This is a genomic window from Amycolatopsis sp. NPDC049691 (assembly GCF_040675005.1).
Lineage (GTDB): Bacteria > Actinomycetota > Actinomycetes > Mycobacteriales > Pseudonocardiaceae > Amycolatopsis.
In genome coordinates, this window is sequence record NZ_JBFANX010000008.1 from 261163 (window position 1) to 275627 (window position 14465).

General features: G+C 70.1%; 14 protein-coding genes. 7 read left to right on the forward strand and 7 right to left on the reverse strand.

All coding sequences use genetic code 11. The features are described from left to right. Nucleotides 1-24: 24 nt before the first annotated feature. From AB0J40_RS20795 to AB0J40_RS20815, 5 genes are read right to left on the reverse strand one after another with little or no spacing between them, the layout of a single operon-like run. Nucleotides 25-1326 (reverse strand): MFS transporter, encoded by a 1302-nt coding sequence (locus AB0J40_RS20795; RefSeq protein ID WP_364455400.1) that lies wholly within the window; start codon nt 1324-1326, stop codon nt 25-27. Continuing rightward, complete coding sequence (locus AB0J40_RS20800; protein ID WP_364455403.1) at nt 1323-2756, reverse strand: FAD-dependent oxidoreductase; 1434 nt, start codon at nt 2754-2756, stop codon at nt 1323-1325. Before AB0J40_RS20800 ends, AB0J40_RS20795 begins: the two co-directional genes overlap by 4 nt. Beyond that, entirely contained in the window at nt 2753-3529 is a 777-nt protein-coding gene (locus tag AB0J40_RS20805) for an SDR family NAD(P)-dependent oxidoreductase (protein ID WP_364455406.1), read from the reverse strand. Before AB0J40_RS20805 ends, AB0J40_RS20800 begins: the two co-directional genes overlap by 4 nt. After that, a complete protein-coding gene (locus tag AB0J40_RS20810) occupies nt 3522-4346 on the reverse strand; it encodes an SDR family oxidoreductase (protein ID WP_364455408.1) in 825 nt (274 codons plus the stop codon). Before AB0J40_RS20810 ends, AB0J40_RS20805 begins: the two co-directional genes overlap by 8 nt. Before the next feature lie 27 nt (nt 4347-4373). Then, nucleotides 4374-4760 (reverse strand): nuclear transport factor 2 family protein, encoded by a 387-nt coding sequence (locus AB0J40_RS20815; RefSeq protein ID WP_364455411.1) that lies wholly within the window; start codon nt 4758-4760, stop codon nt 4374-4376. Nucleotides 4761-4870: 110 nt separating this feature from the next. Between AB0J40_RS20815 and AB0J40_RS20820 the strand changes: the two genes are divergently transcribed. After that, nucleotides 4871-5560, forward strand: coding sequence for a helix-turn-helix domain-containing protein (locus AB0J40_RS20820; protein ID WP_364455414.1), 690 nt, complete (start codon nt 4871-4873; stop codon nt 5558-5560). 236 nt (nt 5561-5796) lie between these two features. Here AB0J40_RS20820 and AB0J40_RS20825 read toward each other — a convergent pair whose 3' ends face one another. Beyond that, nucleotides 5797-6558, reverse strand: coding sequence for an IclR family transcriptional regulator (locus tag AB0J40_RS20825; RefSeq protein WP_364455416.1), 762 nt, complete (start codon nt 6556-6558; stop codon nt 5797-5799). Between the two features lie 105 nt (nt 6559-6663). On the opposite strand from AB0J40_RS20825, the gene AB0J40_RS20830 reads away from it, so the two are divergent. From AB0J40_RS20830 to AB0J40_RS20855, 6 genes are all read left to right on the forward strand, one after another. Next, complete coding sequence (locus AB0J40_RS20830; protein WP_364455419.1) at nt 6664-7434, forward strand: CoA transferase subunit A; 771 nt, start codon at nt 6664-6666, stop codon at nt 7432-7434. Nucleotide 7435: 1 nt separating this feature from the next. Beyond that, the gene (locus AB0J40_RS20835; RefSeq protein ID WP_364455422.1) at nt 7436-8065 is read left to right on the forward strand and encodes a 3-oxoacid CoA-transferase subunit B; all 630 of its coding nucleotides are present in this window, start codon (nt 7436-7438) and stop codon (nt 8063-8065) included. A 47-nt stretch (nt 8066-8112) separates the two neighbouring features. Next, on the forward strand, nt 8113-8700 hold the full coding sequence (locus AB0J40_RS20840) for a helix-turn-helix domain-containing protein (protein WP_364455424.1): 588 nt from the start codon (nt 8113-8115) through the stop codon (nt 8698-8700). Next, nucleotides 8697-9878 (forward strand): NADH:flavin oxidoreductase, encoded by a 1182-nt coding sequence (locus tag AB0J40_RS20845; protein WP_364455427.1) that lies wholly within the window; start codon nt 8697-8699, stop codon nt 9876-9878. The genes AB0J40_RS20840 and AB0J40_RS20845 overlap by 4 nt, the downstream gene beginning before the upstream one ends. A 95-nt stretch (nt 9879-9973) precedes the next feature. After that, on the forward strand, nt 9974-12046 hold the full coding sequence (locus AB0J40_RS20850; protein WP_364455430.1) for a hypothetical protein: 2073 nt from the start codon (nt 9974-9976) through the stop codon (nt 12044-12046). Nucleotides 12047-12227: 181 nt separating this feature from the next. Continuing rightward, nucleotides 12228-12971: an IclR family transcriptional regulator gene (locus tag AB0J40_RS20855; RefSeq protein WP_364455432.1), complete on the forward strand. Its 744-nt coding sequence runs from the start codon at nt 12228-12230 to the stop codon at nt 12969-12971. Nucleotides 12972-12990: 19 nt separating this feature from the next. Here AB0J40_RS20855 and AB0J40_RS20860 read toward each other — a convergent pair whose 3' ends face one another. Beyond that, the gene (locus tag AB0J40_RS20860; protein ID WP_364455435.1) at nt 12991-14460 is read right to left on the reverse strand and encodes a dihydroorotase family protein; all 1470 of its coding nucleotides are present in this window, start codon (nt 14458-14460) and stop codon (nt 12991-12993) included. Between the last annotated feature and the right edge of the window lie 5 nt (nt 14461-14465).

The following is a 14465-nucleotide window of genomic DNA, read 5'->3' on the forward strand; positions in this document are numbered from 1 at the left end:
CCTAGCAACTAGTCAAACTCGAAACTAGTTTCGTTCGCGGGGCACCTTGAGGAAGGCGAGCATGATCGCCGAGAGCACGAGGCAGCCGATCGGGAAGTACAGCCCGACCGTGACGTCGCTGTCGGTCGCCGCCAGCCCGATCGCGTAGGGTCCGAAGAATCCGCCCAGCGCCGCGATCGAGTTGATCGCCGCCAGCCCGACGGCGGTGTGCTCCTTCGACAGCACCTTCGCCGCCATCGCCCAGTACGGCGCCAGGTAGCCGAGCACGCCGATCGCCGCCAGCGACAGGCTGATCAGCGACAACGCCGGCACGGACTTGAACTGGATGGCGCCGAAGAAGCCCAGCGCCGCGACGAGCACCAGCGCGATCACGTGCCCCTTGCGTTCGCCGGTCCGGTCGGAGTTGCGGGCGAGCAGCAGCATCCCGACCGCACCGACGACGTACGGGATCGCGCCGAGCAGGCCGATGTTCGTCGAGGAGTACTTCGGGTCGAGCTGCTTGACGATCAGCGGCAGGAAGAACGTCAGCCCGTAGAGCCCACAGGCGATGAACAGGTTCGAGAACGCCAGGTGCAGCACCTTGCCGTTGCGGACCGCCTTCAGCTGTCCGAGGAAGGTCTCCTTCTCCTCCGGCACGTACTCCTTGTCGATCTCGGCCTGCAGCCAGCCGCTCTCCTCCTTGGTGAGGAACTTCGCCTCGGCCGGCCTGTCCGGCAGCCACAGGAACGTGATGACGCCGATCAGCACGGCCGGCGCGCCCTGCAGCACGAACACCCACTGCCAGCTGCTCATCCCGAGCCAGTGCGCGTGGTCGAGGATCCAGCCGCCGGTGAGGCTGCCGAGGATCAGGGCGATCGGCTGGGCCAGCGCGAGCGTCGCGATGGCGCGGCCGCGCTCCTTCCCGCGGAACCACAGCGTCAAGTACAGCAGCAGGCCCGGGAACAGCCCCGCTTCGGCGATGCCGAGCACGATCCGCGCGATGAACAGGTGCGTCGTGCTCGCGACGAACCCGGTCACCACCGTGACGATCCCCCAGCTGACCGCGATCCGGCTCAGCCACAGCCGCGCGCCGACCCGCTTCATGATCATGTTGCTCGGGACCTCGAACACGACGTAGGCGAGGAAGAAGATCGCCGACGCCGCCCCGAAGGTCGCCGCGTTGATCGCGAGTTCCTTGCCCATGCCGAGCTGGGCGTAGCCGATGTTGGCCCGGTCCATGTAGTTGAAGATGTAGAGCAGGCCGACGATCGGCATGATCCGCACGGCGACCTTGCGGACGGTGCGTCTCCCGACCGCGCTCGGCGCGGATCCGGTGTGGACGGTCATGGGGTGCTCCTCGGCGTTGAGTGAGTGGTGGCGGTGCGGCCGGCGACCCGGCCCATGGTGATGGCGTTCGCGACGGCGTTCCCGCCGCCGACGTACCGGGGCCCGAGCACGCCGGCTCCGGCCTCCCCCGCGGCGAACAGGCCGGACACGCGCTCCCCGCGCGCGTCGAGGACGGCGGCGGTGCCGTCGATCTCGAGCCCGGCGTGGGTGCAGACGAGCTCGGCGGGCAGCGTGCGCGCCGCGTAGAACGGCGGCGTCCCCAGCGGTTCCGGTGGTTCGGTGCGCCCCTTGGCTTTCAGGGTTTCGTGGCGCAGGAAGTCCGGGTCCTCGCCGGTGGGCAGGTGCGCGTTCCAGCGGTCGACCGCCGCCCGGAGCGCGTCGGCGGGAACGCCCAGTTTCCCGGCCAGCTCCTCGACGCTGTCGGCGCGGATCGTACGGCCGGCTTCGGCTTCGGCGAGGACGTGACCGGCGTCCCAGTGCGCGTACCCGGCGGGCAGGCCCAGGCGGGCGCGCTCGTCGAAGACCGTCCACACCGGACCGTCCTGGACGTCGATGATCCCGCCCGACACGGCGTAGGAGGCGTCCTCGTCCATGAACCGGCGGCCGTGGGCGTTGACCATGATCCGCGAGACCGGCGGGAACCCGGACTGCCAGTGGTGCAGCCGCTGGAAGTACGCGGTGGGCAGCAGCAGACCCCAGCCGTCCCCGGCGACGGCGGCGTCGACCTGCTCGCCGAACGCCAGGTGGTCGCCCCTCGATCCGGGGGCCGCGACGACGAACAGGTCGTCACCCGCGGCGTCGGCGGCCGGGTAGTACCGCGTGACCAGGGCCGGGTCCCGGGCGAACCCGCCGGTCGTGACGATGACGGCCTTCGCCGGCACCTCGATGCCGTCGGCGACCACGCCGGTGACGCGCCCGCCGTCGACGAGCAGCCGCTCGACCCGCGTGTTCAGCACGGCTTCGACGCCGGCCCGGCGCCGGGCCCGGTCGAGCACCTGGACCAGGCCGTAGCCCTGGTCCTTCGGGACGTGCGCGCGCCAGACGTCCTCGACGCCGGCCCGGGTGAGGCCCGGCGAGTGCGCGTTGTGCGACACCTTCGCCGGGATCTCGGCGCCCAGCCCGATCAGCCACTCCAGCGCCGGGCCCGCCTCTTGGCAGAACGCGCGGACCAGCCCGGGCTTGAGCTGCCACTGGTTGAGGTCCATGTAGTGCTGGAAGAACTTCTCCGGCGTGTCGTCGATACCGAGTCCCTTTTGGACACTGGTGCCGGCGGCGGTGAACATGCCCGCGGACAGCTGCGTCGAGCCGCCGAGTTCCTTCTCGGCCTCGAACAGCAGGACGGACGCGCGGTGCTCGGCGGCGGACACGGCGGCCGCGAGGCCCGCTCCCCCGCCGCCCACGACGACGACGTCGTATTCCTCGGCGCTCATCCGAGGTCACCTCCCGACTCCGCGACGATGCGGTGGTAGAGCCCGTTGGAGACGAGGCCGCCGTCGACGGTGACCTCACTGCCGGTCATGTAGGTGGACTTGTCCGAGAGCAGGAACAGCACGGCGTCCGTGATCTCCTCGGGACGGCCCATGCGCCCGGCCGGCACACTGTCCACAGCGGACTGGACGAAACTGTCGGCACCAGCCAGCAACGGCGTGCCGACCAGTCCGGGGTGGACGGAGTTGACGCGGATGCCCCAGCGGGCGAAGTTTCCGGCGGCCGATTTGGACAGTCCCGTCAGGCCCCACTTGCCGGCCGAGTAGGCGGGCGAGAAGTAGCCGATCTGCCCGGAGATCGACGAGATGTTGACGATCGAGCCGCCGCCGGAGTCGCGGATCAGCGGCGCGGCCGCGCGCATCCCGTGGAAGGGCCCGGACAGGTTGACCGCGAGGACCTGATCCCAGACGTCGGCGGTGGTGTCCATGAACTCCAGCCGCCGCGAGATCCCGGCGTTGTTGACGAGCCCGCCGAGTTTCCCTTGCCGATCCTCGATTTCGCCGATCACACCGGCCCATTGAGCGGCATCGGTGACGTCGAGGTGGTGGGCCGAGGCGGAGCCGCCGTCGGCGACGATCTCGCCGGCCACTTCGGACGGATCGGCGACGTCGGCGACGCAGACGTGGACGCCCAGGGCACCGAGCGCACGGGCGTGGGAAGCACCCATGCCGCCCGCCGCGCCGGTGACCAGGACGACGTCCGGGTACTCAGACATGGCGGGACCCGCCGTCGACGGCGATGCTGTGCCCGGTCACGTACCGGGCGCTGTCCGACAGCAGGAACAGCAGCACCCCGGCGACCTCTTCGGGCGAGCCGATCCGGTGCAGCGGGACGGCGTCGAGGGCCTTGGCCAGCGCCGGGGCGTCGTCCTGGATCCACCGGGTCATCTCGGTGTCGATGTAGCCGGGCGCGATCGAGTTGACGCGGATGCCCTGGTCGCCGAGCTCGACGGCGAGCGACTCGGTGAGGTGCGCGACGGCGGCCTTGGAGCTGCAGTAGGCGCCGCGGCCCTTGCGGACGCGCACAGCCGATACCGAGGACATGTTGACGATCGCACCGCCGGGCTTCATGTGCTTCGCGGCGGCCTGCGCGCCGAACAGCACGCCCTCGACGTTCACCGACAGGGTCGCGCGGATCTGCTCCGGTGTGATCTCGGGGACCTCGGCGAAGGGGAAGATGCCGGCGTTGTTGACCCAGAAGTCGATCCGCCCGAACTCGTCGATCGCCTTCCGCGCGAGGGCGAGGTGGTCCTCGGCCTCGGTGACGTCGAGGGTGGCCGGCACGATCCGCCCGGGCTTGGCCTCGAGGGACTTCTCGCCGCTCAGTTCGGCGGCGGTGGCGGCCATCGCGTCACCGTCGATGTCACCGCCGACGACGTCGACGCCGCGCGTGGCGAGCGCGGCGGTGAAGCGGGCGCCCATCCCGCGGGCGGCGCCGGTGACCACGGCGACCTTGCCGGGGAACTCGGGGTAGAGCGTGGTGACCGGCTGGTGCAGGACCCGCCCGGGACCGGTGGGCTCGTGGGTCGTCATGCTCGTTCTCTCTTCTTCCGTGGTGGATCAGGAGTCGCGGCGGACGGTGCGCCGCCGGACGCGCCAGCCGTCGCCGGTGCGGACGAGGTCGTCCTCGACGACGGTCAGCCGCACCAGGTGGGTGGGCGCGACGATCTGCAGGTAGGCGTCGGCGCGCAGCGTGTCCGGGGTGTCACCCGGGCGGACGTGGACAGTGCTGATCACGTGCCTGAGCGTCTCCCCGGAGGCGTGGAACCGCTCGGCGAAGGCGGTGAGCTCCCCGGTGCCGGCGGCGGGCTCGGGGTAGGTCGGCGAGTGGAATTCGCCGTCCGAGGTGAAGGTAGCGGCCCAGTCGGCGGCGCGACCCGAGTCGATGGCGTGACTCTGGCGGCCGTAGAGCTGGTGCACGGCCACGACGTCCTCGGTCGCCACCATTTCGGAACCTCCGTTGTTCCCGCTTGCCCTAACGTGCTATATTCGCACGCAGTGTGCGAATATGTGTAGGACAGTAGGTCGCCACTTTCGTGTCGTCAAGGGAGCCGTGTGTGGAATCGACGCTGCCCGCGTCCGGGACTTCGAAGACGTTGCACCACGGGCTGCAGGTGCTGGAGCTGCTGGTCCAGCACCCGAGGGGCCTGACGCTGACGGAGATAGCGGACGGGATCGGCGTGCACCGCACGGTCGCGCACCGGCTGGTCCGGACACTGGAGGCGCACTACCTGTGCCGCCGGGACCGGTTCAAGCGAATTTCGTTGGGAACGGGCCTGGTCCGCCTGGCCGAGCCGGTGGAGCAGGACTTGCGCACGCTCGCGAGGCCGGTGCTGGAGGAGCTGACGGACTCGGCCCAGGCATCGGCGCACCTGGTGGTGCGAGAGAACGCGGACCAGGTCCGCATGCTGATGATCGTCGAGCCGAGGCGGGCGGCCATGCACGTGGCATTCCGCTCAGGCCAGCTGGACCCGATCGGCCGAGGCTCGGCAGGCCTGGCCCTACTGGCGGCAGGGCCACCGATGGAGGGCGAGCGCGAAGAGGTGACGTTGGCGCGGGAGCGGGGGTACGCGGTATCGAAGGGCGAGATAGCCCCGGGCATAACGGGTATTTCGGCAGTGGTCCACACGGGAACCGACCAGCCGGAGACAAGCATCGGCTTGTCCCTGTTCGAGGCACCGGACCCAGAGAAGCTGGGAAGAATGGTGATGGCGGCAGCACAGAGACTGAGCGCCCAGCTGGGTTGAGAACGCAAACCGCACGCCCGCCACGAAAACCCAGCCCCGGCAAGAAGAGCCAGACCCCGCCAAGGAGCAGGCCCCCGAAAACCCAGCCACGATCGGAGCCCAGGCCCCCGCAACCCCGATCCGAAGCCAGAACACGGCCGGCAGCGCCGGGTCAAGGCACGCTTTCCCGCCTTGACGCGGTGCTGCCGGCCGTAGTCACAATGACGGCTTCGGGTTTGCGGAGACCAAACCCCCACTCACGACCGGCTACGGGCCAAAGTCTCCGAGAGAGCATGAGCCTCCCGCAGCAACAAGGCACCCAGCTGCGGAACCCGATCCGCCCCGAACCGATGTTCCACACCAGTCAAGGTCAACGCCCACCGAGGCGAACCCCCCTGATCGAAAACCGCGGCGGCAAGCCCCCAGCTACCCTCCACCACAAGCCCCGGGTTCACCGAATACCCCCGCTGCCGGGTCAACCCGATGTGCCGCCGAATCTCCCCGACCGCGTGCTGCGCCCCGAACTGAGCGACCAGATCCACCCTGTCCAGGTATTCGTCGATCTCCCGATCCGGCAGATGAGCGAGCACGACCATCCCCGCCGACACCACCCCCAGCGGAAACCGGGCCCCCTCGAAAAGAACATGGCTGCGGATCGGAAACGCACCGTCCTCCCGGATCAGGCAGATCGTCTCCTCCCCGCGCCGCGCGGAAAAGAACGCGCTCTCCCCCGTCGCCAAAGCCAACCGCCGCACGACCGGCATCGCGGCCTCGGTGACGTCGTACCGCCGAGCGGCCGCCACCCCGAGGAAGTACAGCTCCGGCCCCAGCACCCACCGATCGGCGTCGCGCTCGACCAGCCCGACCCCCTGCAGCGACATCAACAACCGGTGCACGGTAGGCCGGGGCAACCCGGCTTCCCGGGCCACAGCGGTCGTCGTCGCCCCACCAGGCTCGTACGCGGCAACGGCACGCAAAGCCCGGTGCGTCCGGCCGACAAGATCCGCGGGTGCGTCCACTCACCGAACACTACCCCACCGAAACCGACCACCAGACGAACAATTCGCTGGTCGACCGCGTTCACTGGTTGACCACCCCGCAGCTCCCATCGTCTGATGACCGGCATGGACAAAGTGTTCGCTTCAGCCGGGGAAGCCATCGCCGACATCCCCGACGGCGCCACGCTGGCCGTCGGCGGGTTCGGGATGTGCGGTGTCCCCGCCGTCCTGGTCGGAGCCCTCTTCGAAGCCGGGACCACGGACCTCGAAGTCGTGTCGAACAACGCCGGCGTGGACGGCTGGGGCCTCGGCGTCCTGCTCGGCGCGGGCCGCCTCCGCCGGGTGGTCGCCTCCTACGTCGGGGAGAACAAGGAGTTCGCACGCCAGTACCTGGCCGGCGAGCTGGAGGTCGAGCTGACGCCGCAGGGCACGCTCGCCGAGCGGCTGCGGGCCGGCGGCTCCGGCATCCCCGCGTTCTTCACCGCCACCGGCGTCGGCACCCAGGTCGCCGACGGCGGCCTCCCGTGGCGGTACGCCGCCGACGGCACCGTCGCCAAGGCGAGCCCGGCGAAGCAGAAGCAGACGTTCGACGGCCACGAATACGTCCTCGAACGCGCGATCGTCGCCGACTACGGGCTGGTCCGCGCCTGGCGCGGCGACCGGCACGGCAACCTCGTCTTCAAGGACGCGGCCCGCAACTTCAACCCCCTCGCCGCGATGGCCGGCCGGATCACCGTCGCCGAAATCGAGGAGCTGGTCGAACCTGGCGAGCTGAACCCGAACGACGTCCACCTACCCGGCGCGTTCGTCCACCGCGTCGTCGCGCTCACCCCGGAGCAGGCCGCGGACAAGCCGATCGAAAAGCGCACCGTGCGCATCGCCGAGGAGGGCGCCTGAGATGGCCTGGACCCGCAACCGGATGGCCGCCCGCGCCGCCGCGGAGCTGCGCGACGGCGACTACGTCAACCTCGGGATCGGCCTGCCGACCCTGGTGCCCAACTACGTCCCGGACGACGTCGAGCTCGTCCTGCAGTCGGAGAACGGCATCCTCGGCGTCGGCCCCTACCCGGCCGAGGACGAGGTCGACGCCGACCTGATCAACGCGGGCAAGGAGACCGTCACCGTCCGGAAGGGCGCGTCGTTCTTCGACTCGGCGCTGTCGTTCGGGATGATCCGCGGCGGCAAGATCGACGCCGCCGTGCTCGGCGCGATGCAGGTCTCCGCCTCCGGCGACCTCGCGAACTGGATGATCCCCGGCAAGATGGTCAAGGGCATGGGCGGCGCGATGGACCTGGTCCACGGCGCGAAGAAGGTCATCGTCCTGATGGAGCACGTCGCCCGCGACGGCTCGCCCAAGATCCTCGACGAGTGCACGCTGCCCTACACCGGCCGCGGCGTCGTCCAGCGGATCATCACGGACCTGTGCGTCCTCGACGTCACACCGGCCGGGCTGAAGCTCGTCGAACTGGCTCCGGACGTCGAGTTCGACGAGGTCCGGGCCAAGACCGGAGCGGCGATCAATCACTGATTGAATCAATGCTTGAACACCGGGCCGCGCGGTGGTGTACTCGGCGGATGGCGGAAACGATCGACTCGACGCGGGGCCGGCTCCTGACCACGGCCGAACGGCTGCTGCTGGACGCCGGCTACGACCGCGTGTCCGTCCGGTCGATCTGCACGGCGGCCGGGCTCAACCCGGCCGCCGTCCACTACCACTTCGGTTCGAAGGACGCGCTGGTCGCGGCGATGCTGGAGGACCGGCTCGCGCCCGTCTGGCGGGACGTGCTCGACGACGTCGAGCGCCGCCGGCGGGAGGGCTGGGTGCCCGCCGCGGCGGACCTGGCCGACGCCGTCCTGGAGCCGCTGGCCGGGCTGGCCGCCGACCCGGTCGGCCACCTCCGGCTGCACCTGCTCGGCCGGGTGCTCCTGTCCGGGCAGCGGATGCGCTGGCAGTCGCCCTGGTTCAGCCTCGAACCGTGGATCGACCTGCTGCGCGCGGCCCGGCCGGACCTGACGGCGGAGCAGGCCGCGGGCCGGTGGACCCTCGCGTTCCAGCTGCTGCTGCAGGTGTTCGGCACACCGACGGCTGCCGCGCCCCGCCCGCCGGGGCTGCCGCTCGCCGCGGTGCGGTCGTTCGTCGTCGCCGGGCTGGACGCGCCGTGAGCGCGCCCGACGTGTTCGCCCCGGCCCGCCTCGGTCCGGTCGAGCTGCGCAACCGCGTCATCAAGGCGGCCACCTTCGAAGGCCGGACGCCGGACGCGCTCGTCACCGACGAGCTGATCGAGTACCACCGGCGGCCGGCCCGCGGCGGCGTCGGGATGACCACGCTGGCCTACTGCGCGGTGTCGCCGGAAGGCCGCACGGACCGTCACCAGATCTGGATGCGTCCCGAGGCCGTCCCCGGGCTGCGCCGCTTCACCGACGCGATCCACGCCGAAGGAGCGGCGGCCTGCGCGCAGATCGGGCACGCGGGGCCGGTGGCGAACGCGGCGTCGAACCGGCTGCCCGCGCTGTCGCCGACCCGCCGGTTCAGCCCGCTGGGGATGCGCCCGACGCGCGCGCCCACCCCCGCGGACCTCGACCGCGTCATCGAAGCCCACGCGGCCGCGGCCCGCACCGCTTTGGAGTCCGGCTTCGACGCCGTGGAAATCCACTTCGGACACAACTACCTCGTGAGCGCGTTCCTCAGCCCGCGCCTCAACCACCGCACCGACGCCTACGGCGGCAGCCTCGCCAACCGCGCGCGCCTGGCCCTGGCGATCGCCCGCGCGGTGCGCGACGCGGTCGGCGACCGCCTGGCGATCACCGCCAAGCTGAACATGGACGACGGCGTCCCCGGCGGCTTCTGGCTGAACGAAAGCATCCAGGTGGCTCAGTGGCTGGAGGCGGACGGCACGGTCGACGCCCTGGAACTGACCGCGGGGAGTTCGCTCCTGAACCCGATGTACTTGTTCACGGGCGACGCCCCGGTCCGCGACTTCGCGGCGGCGTTCCCCCAGCCGGCCCGGCTGGGCCTGCGCCTCGGCGGCCGGTTCTTCCTGCGCGAGTACCCGTTCCGCGAGGCGTACCTGCTCGACCGGGCCCGCCAGTTCCGTGCCGCGCTGGACCTGCCGCTGATCCTGCTGGGCGGGATCACCACGGTGGAGACGATGAACCTGGCGATGGCGGAGGGGTTCGCGTTCGTCGCGATGGCGCGGGCGTTGCTGCGCGAACCCGACCTCGTCCACCGGATGCGCGCGGACGCGGGTGCCCGCTCGCTGTGCGTCCACTGCAACCGCTGCATGCCGACCATCTACCGCGGAACGCGCTGCGTGCTCACGCACCCGATCGCCATTGGATAACGTTCCAGGAACGAAACCGGCGCTGTTTCCCCTTTTTGTTGTCAGTCCGCACGGCGCGACGACTCCGACAGTGACGACTGCCGGGGAGGCCATTCATGAAAAGAGCATTCTTCCTTCCTCCCGTCCTCGGCTGCGTCGCACTCCTCCTGGTCCCCGTACCCGCACACGCCGCGTCGGCTTTGGAGATCCGCGACACGCCGGACGGAAAGCCGAACTCGACCGTGCTGATCGATATTCCCCGTGGCGGCACCGCGACGAGCCGCACCGTCTTCCTGGCTTCGGCCGACCCGGGTCCGCTGAGCATGACCACGAGCCTGTCCACCGCCGACGCGAGGATCACCCGACCGGCAGCCGACCAAGTGGTGACCCTACCCGGCGGTGGCAAGGCGGTTCCGCTTCAAATCTCCGTCGACAACGTCATCCTCCCGGGCACGCGTACCGGATCTCTGCTGTTTTCGGCGGGCGGGACCGCGGTCGGCTCGATCGAAGTCAAGATCACCAAGGCCGCTTCACCCAGCCTCGTCATCGAGCGGATCTCCCCGGCGACCGGGACAATGCCCTGGGGATTCCAACCCGCGACCGTGGACCTGCACCTCCAGCTGCACGAAACCAGCGGCTACCCGGTCACCCTCAGCCGCCCGGAGCTGCTCTCCCTGGTGAACGACACGGACGGGGCACAAACGAGGTACGCCTCTCTCGACGTGGTCGGTGGCGCCGACGACCTGGTTGTCCAAGGTGGACAGCGGCAGGAAGTGGTGGTCCGGGTCACCGAGGTGGCTTCACCCGCCAAGTACAGCGCTCAGCTCGGCGTCGTCACCAACGCGGGCGACGACGTCGTCGTACCGATTTCCTTCACCGTTGCCCGGCCGTGGTGGCTGGCGGCGCTGTTGATCGCACTCGGCGTGGCACTGTCCGGATTCGTACGCTACTTCGTGATCAGCAAGCAAACCCTCACTCAGCAGTTGCAGTTGCAGTTGCTGACGGAGGACCCGGACGCCCTGCTGGACCAATTCGAACCACTTCGGGACTCCGAAAAGGGGGTTGTCGGCGTCGTCCGCTCGCAGGTGGGAGACCTGTCGCGGAAGATGGCCGCCGGGATACTCCCGAAGAACGAACAGCTCGACGGCGCGGCAGCGAAGATCAGGGTTCTGCCACGCTATCTCGCCGCCCATCGCAAATCCAAAGACGCCGGGACGCATCCGGCCGAACTGGAGACGGTGGAGACCTACCTCCGCACCCCGCTCGACGACGCCAAGCTCGCTTCCCTGTGCAGTGAAGCGAATGCGGCCCTCGACGAAGGATCCCGGAAATTCGTGGCAGCACGCATCGAGGCGATCAACCTGGAACCCGGTGCCACTCCCGCAGCTGCCGAGACGCACACCGAGGCCGCCAGGAAAGCCGCCGACAAAGGCAACTTCGTCCGTGCGCAGAACGAGCTCGAGGCCGCTCATCGGGTTGTCGCCGGCGACAAGCTGAAGCACCTGGTCGAGGCCGGCCCGCCGGTCGGGGTCAACGAGGTCGACTGGCAGGCGCTTCAGGAACGGACGATGAGCGCGCTCGAAGACGACGGTCTGCGTGACGCGACGCGCGACTACCTCACGCTGGTGACGGCCGGGCTACGCAAGGACGTCACCGGCAAGATCGCCGCCCGCCCGGCCGACGCCGCGGTTGCGGCGGCCTTCGAACCGGTCTTGGCTTCCCTCACCGAGGCGCAGATCGCTCTGGCGGGCGACGACATCGCCAAAGCCACCGAGCAGTACGACCGGGCGAAAACCGCCTACTCCACCGCAGTCGCCGGGGCCGACACCCAGGCCGCCAACGGAAAGACGGCCGCGGTGGCCGGCGCCCCCACGGCGCCGCCGCCACCACCCCCTCCGATTCCGCCGACGCTGGGACTCACCTGGCCGGCCAAGAAGATCCGGCGCCGCCAGCGAGCCATGGGCGTGGTCGTCACCCTGATGCTCGCCGTCGTGGCGGTCCTGCTGGGCCTGCAGATCCTCTACCTTCCCGAACCAGCCTGGGGTACGCCGGGACAACTGCTGATCGCGGTCCTCTGGGGGCTGGGCCTGCACCCGGTCGGCGGTGCCGTCTTCGGCGGTCTGCAGGGCTTGCGCGACCGATTCACCGGGACGACGTCGCCACCCGGCCCGACCGGAGCGCAGACGTGACCCCGGGCCGGAGCGTATCGCCCACCGGAACGAACGATCCGGCGTCACCGCCACGAAGTGCTATGCTGACCTTGAACTGTTCCCGTCAGCGAAACGATCCGGAGAAGCCGCGATTAACAGTACCGCCGGGCGCAAGCCCGCCACGCCGTCGGACAACGCCGGCACCGAGGCCGCCGCGCGGGTGGCCGATGTGCTGCTGCTCTTCACCGGTGGTCCCCGGTACCTGGGCGTCAGCACCATCAGCCGGGAACTCGACCTGTCCAAGGCCGTCGTCTACCGGATCCTGCAGTCACTCGTCTCGCGCGAGATGCTCGCCACCGATCCCCACGTCGCCGGCTACCGGCTCGGGCCCGCGGCCGTCGCGCTGGGGGCGAGCGCCCTGCGGCGGTTCGACGCCCGGGTCGCCGCCACCCCCGTCCTGCGGCGGCTGCGGGACGAAACCCAGGAGACCACGACCCTGTCCGGCCTGGTCGGCGACGAACGCGTGTACCTCGACCAGTTCGAGAGCCCCCGCGAGATCAAGATGACCGTCGAGCTGGGCCGCCGGTTCCCGCTGCACGCCGGTTCCTCCGGCAAGGTGATCCTCGCGTCGCTGCCCGAGGACCGCCGGGAAGCCGTGCTGCACCGGGAACTCCCCGCGCTGACCGAGCACACGATCACCACCGCCGAACGGCTGCGCGAGGCCCTCGCCGAGGTCGCCCGTGACGGCGTCGCCGTCTCGCACGGCGAACGGCAGCCCGGCGCGGGGTCCGTCGCCGCTCCCCTGTTCGGGCCGGACGGCGAAGTCCACGGCTCCATCAGCATCTGCGGTCCGCAGTACCGCTTCACGCCCGACGCCGTCGGCCGCTACCGCGATCTCGTGCGCGAGGCCGCGGCCGAAATCCGGCAGAGCTGGGCCTGGCTGCAGGAGCCGGGCGGCCGGTGAGGCACCGGCCGCCCGGGCCTCAGCGGCCGCGCTTGAGGTAGCGGCCCACCGGGTCGCCGTCGATCTTGCCGTCGGCGAACACGTGGTGCCCGCGCACGAACGTGTCGGTCACCTTCGCCGTCATGTCGAAGCCCTCGAACGGCGTGTACTCCTGCGTGGACTCGGACTCCGCCGCGCGCACGGTCCACCGGACGTCCGGGTCGACGAGCGCGAAGTCGGCGTCGAAGCCCTCGGCGATGTCACCCTTCTTCAGCAGGCCGTAGCGGCGCGCGGGGTTCCGCGATGTCAGTTGCGCGATCTTCTGCAACGACAAGCCCCGCTTGGTGCCCTCGCCGACCAGCCCGGGCAGCAGGTACTCGGCGCCGCCGAAGCCGGACTTCGCCAGGAAGACGTCGTCGCGGTCCGCACCGAACTTCAGCTCGTCGCGGCAGCAGGCGTGGTCGCTGACGACCCAGTCGACCTCACCGGCGAGCACGTGCCGCCACAGCGCCTCGACGTCCTCGCGTTCGCGCAGCGGCGGGTTGACCTTGCCGCCGATACCCGCCGCCGTGTCCACATCGGCCAGCAGGTGCCCGATCGTCACCTCGCGCCGGAAGTCGATGTGCGGGAACGCCTTCGCCATCGTCAGCGCGGCCGACAGCGCCTTCTCCGACGACAGGTGCAGCAGGTTGATGTTCGGCAGCCCGGTCTCGTGCGCCAGGTAGGACGCGATCGTGACGGCCAGGCCTTCGGAGTGCGGCGGCCGTGACGCGCTGTAGGCCCGCAGCCCCGACAGCGAGCCGTCCTGCTCGACCAGCTTCGTGTACGCGGTCATGATTTCGGCCGTTTCGCAGTGCAGCGACAGCGAAAGGTGCGGCGCGTACTCGGTCAGCACCTCGCGCGCGTGCTGCACCCCGCGCATGACGAACTCGAAGTGCGCGATGTCGTAGCGCTCGTCGGGCGGGATCATCAGGAAGTCGCTCTGGCTGCTCGAGCGCCCGTGCAGGCCGTGGCTGCCGTAGAACATGAAGATCTTGAACGACGTGACGCCGAATTCCTCGACCAGGTAAGGGATCTCGGAGATGTGCTGCGAGCTCATCGGCGCGAGGTGGAAGGCGTAGTCCACATAGGCATTGCCTTCCGACGCGCTGAGCACCTCGGGGAAGAAGTCCCGGTAGCTGCCGCCCTTGTTCAGGTAGTACTGGCCGGTGCGCATGTACGTCAGCGACGTCGTGACGCCGCCCTGCGCGCTCGCGCGGCTCTCGGTGCGGGTGTCGGTGGCCAGCTCGTTGTAGATGCCCCAGTGCTGGTGCGCGTCGACCACGCCGGGGAAGGCGAGCAGCCCGCGGCCGTCGACGACCCGTGCGGCGTCGTCGCTGAGCAGGTTCGGCGCCACGCGCGTGATCGTGCCGTCGTTCACGGCGATGTCCAGCAGTTCGGGCTCGGACCCGTCGGCGTCGCCGGGGCGGACGACCCGGACGTTCTTCACGAGCAGTTCCGTGGTGGCCATTTCTC